This is a genomic window from Bartonella melophagi K-2C (genome assembly GCF_000278255.1).
Lineage (GTDB): Bacteria > Pseudomonadota > Alphaproteobacteria > Rhizobiales > Rhizobiaceae > Bartonella > Bartonella melophagi.
On sequence record NZ_JH725089.1, the window covers coordinates 1 to 2,870 of the forward strand.

5 protein-coding genes are annotated in these 2,870 nt (G+C 32.0%); 3 read left to right on the forward strand and 2 right to left on the reverse strand.

Going from position 1 to position 2,870, the window contains the following annotated elements:
* Window positions 1-309: 309 nt before the first annotated feature.
* Window positions 310-804 carry a hypothetical protein gene (locus tag ME3_RS06590; protein ID WP_007478137.1) on the forward strand — a complete coding sequence of 165 codons (495 nt, stop codon included), beginning with the start codon at window positions 310-312 and terminating at the stop codon, window positions 802-804.
* Here the strand turns inward: ME3_RS06590 and ME3_RS06595 are convergent.
* Window positions 799-1,617 (reverse strand): hypothetical protein, encoded by an 819-nt coding sequence (locus ME3_RS06595; RefSeq protein ID WP_007478138.1) that lies wholly within the window; start codon window positions 1,615-1,617, stop codon window positions 799-801. The two genes, ME3_RS06590 and ME3_RS06595, sit on opposite strands and share 6 nt — an antisense overlap.
* A gap of 9 nt (window positions 1,618-1,626) precedes the next feature.
* Window positions 1,627-2,262 carry a S24 family peptidase gene (locus ME3_RS06600; protein ID WP_007478139.1) on the reverse strand — a complete coding sequence of 212 codons (636 nt, stop codon included), beginning with the start codon at window positions 2,260-2,262 and terminating at the stop codon, window positions 1,627-1,629.
* A gap of 46 nt (window positions 2,263-2,308) precedes the next feature.
* Between ME3_RS06600 and ME3_RS06605 the strand changes: the two genes are divergently transcribed.
* Both ME3_RS06605 and ME3_RS07085 read left to right on the forward strand, forming a co-directional pair.
* A complete protein-coding gene (locus tag ME3_RS06605) occupies window positions 2,309-2,623 on the forward strand; it encodes a helix-turn-helix domain-containing protein (RefSeq protein WP_007478140.1) in 315 nt (104 codons plus the stop codon).
* Window positions 2,624-2,637: 14 nt separating this feature from the next.
* The coding region (locus tag ME3_RS07085; RefSeq protein WP_039952751.1) for a hypothetical protein at window positions 2,638-2,870 on the forward strand (233 nt) is incomplete at its 3' end.

Genomic DNA, 2,870 nt, shown 5'->3' on the forward strand with positions numbered 1-2,870 from the left:
GATGATAATCACCACTGCATACAAGCAACAAAATCTCATCAGCATTCACAAAAAACTGTTCATTCATTTTCCATCCCCTCTATTCCTTGTTCGTAGTTGAATTTACATTGCTAACAAAACCAGATCAGCTAGTTTTCTTATACCTTTTATGATATAATTAATTTGTGCTTCTTTGTGGTTTATATGCTAAGTATGTAGCGAATTTAGAAACACATGTCAATAAAAATGTAATGATTTCGGAAATATTTTGCATAAAAATACAAAATAGCTCGGAAAGTTAAAGCCGTAATCACTAAAAAAGGAGGGGATATGTTCAAAAAAATTAGAACTGTAGCAATATACAGCGTAGGATTTGTGGTGTTGCAGTTTTTGCAAATAGAAAAAAATACTGAATTTATTCAAGCTATTTTAATGTTTTCATCTATTGCTTTTGGGATAACAGTGACTTTCATGACAGCCTTCTTTAACTCCCGACTTGCTTCAGAATTGTATCACAACCCTAAACATCAATATGAAAAAACAACAGATTTGAATATTGTAACAGATTATTTGCTCAAATATTTGTATAGTTTTTTACATTTGTTTATTATAGCGTCTTTGTTGTTACTTTTCCCAAGTAATCTTAAACAAGAGGTTGTTTTGCCTTTTTTCTCTTGGGATTCAAAGTGGGAGTTTCATTTTTATTGGGATGTCTTGTTATGGTACTTCTTTCTAATTTTCGTGTCTAATATTATCTTTCAAATATATAGCTTTATAAATAATCTTGTAAAATTACTTAGGTTAAATAGTGTACACTTCTTATAACTTAGTTATTTGCGATACTATTTGTTTTTGTATCGAATCTTCTTTATAGAGACCATTCTCATCCTTTTCCACAGCAACAGCCACTTGTTGCTGAAATTCTTCAGTATTAAAAACTGTATCGAAATTGTCTTGTGTTTTACCTGTACAACGTAGGTTTTCTACTTTGTTGTTTTTAAGAAAGTTATTAAAAAAATTTCGTATCCAATTGCGATTTTGAACTTTTAAGTCAACAGATAAACCTATTTTGATGATATCATTACGAGGAAATGGTTCGCTTATAGCTTCGTAAATATCGAATACTTCTTTAGATGGAAATACTAAATCTGGATTTTTGTGTGGATCATGATTTATAGACATTTCAATTTTTTTTACTATTTTAAGTTTTTCAGCAAATTTTTCACTATCAAGAAAAGTAGGTTTAAAAATAACCTTTTTTTGGGGAAAATGTTCTTTGTAATAAGAAACTAAAAGATTATTGAGCTTTTTATTTGAGGCATAAAAAGTAGATATTTTAGGAAGAAAAAATCCAAAAAATTGTTTGTTTTGCTCAACTAGTGTTTTAGTACGCGGATTGGTGACTTTTTCAAGTTTATCTGTGTTAGTATCAATAACTTGATTATTATAGGGATCCTTATTTCCCACTAAAGCAGAAACCCAATAAGCATCTCGATAGAATTCTTTTATCGTTAAGGTAATGCATTTATCGTCCATTTGATAAGTAGTTGTGGCTTCCTGAAAAAGAGCCTCTATATCTTCTACTATAACAGTTTTTGCATTAACAGATATATCGTAAGAACGGAAAACTATACTCATTTTACTATTTTAAAGTCTTGGTGGTTTTATCCAATCTATAGGCGCAGCCCACATTAATTGGATATCTTTTATTTCTGGATACAGTCTATTTAAACTTTCTAAATTAAATAAACCTGGTTTACTGCCTTGCTTCACTATCTTTACAAAACAACGTTCATCTTGCGTGTAGACAATTGCTTTTTTGTTAAGAAGTAAATTTGGAGACATGTTTTGTGAGTAAAACAAAATAGATTTATCCTCAATGAATGGTTCCATTGAGTCGCCCTCAACTTTTACTGCGTATGTATCTTTTGTGATGTATGGAGGTATTTCCACTTCTTCAAGCCAACCATCTTCATAGGGAGTAACTTCTGAACCTGCTCCCACGTAGCCCATTAAGGGTATAGTCTTCTTTCGCGGAAGAGGATATTTTGTGATTTCTTCAATTGCTATACCCTCTTGCATACTTATTCCCCGTTCTCCTGTTAGCATTTTATTGACTGCAGAACGATAAATAGGGCGCTGCATCTTCTCACTCAGTTGTCTAGCAAGCGATGATTGAGATAATCCAGATTCTTGCAAGGCTTCACTTAGCCAAATTTTCATAATGCTATTCATAGCTTTCATTATATCTTTGTTAGAAAAAAAATCTTTTGTGATTTTCATTACATTTTCTATTGATTTTGTACCGAAATAAGCTACAGTATAAATTATGAAACAATTTTACGAAATAATAAATTTATTGGGTGGTGTTCGTAGAGTATCTCAGTTGCTTGGGGTTCATAGAACACGTGTATATGTTTGGCTTCGTCCTGTATCAAAAGGTGGGACTGGTGGAAGAATTCCAATAAAGCATATTCCACCTCTTTTGCATGAAGCCAAGAGAATTGGTGTGCCAATTAAAGCGGAAGATTTTTTGTCATTTTCATATAACTCACCATTCTGTGATTTCACATTATCTCCAACATCTACATTTTCCGATAGTTCCGTAATTAATGAACATCAACAGGATAATTTGCCGTGTTGAATAGAAGCAAGCTTATGAAAGCAAAGGAAATGTTAAAAGCAATTTATAGACGACTTTACAGATTGGTAAGTCGTAACAAAAGAATAGAGAATGCGGGTAAATCAATAGAAGAATATACAGAGGCAGTACCTTGTGAGGATAGTGCAGATGAGCTTTCAAGACAATATTCTAATCAAAAAAGAGCTCGTTCACTAAAAGAAGAATTGCATGATTTAAAATTTGATAATTGGATAGAGAGGTTTGGAGG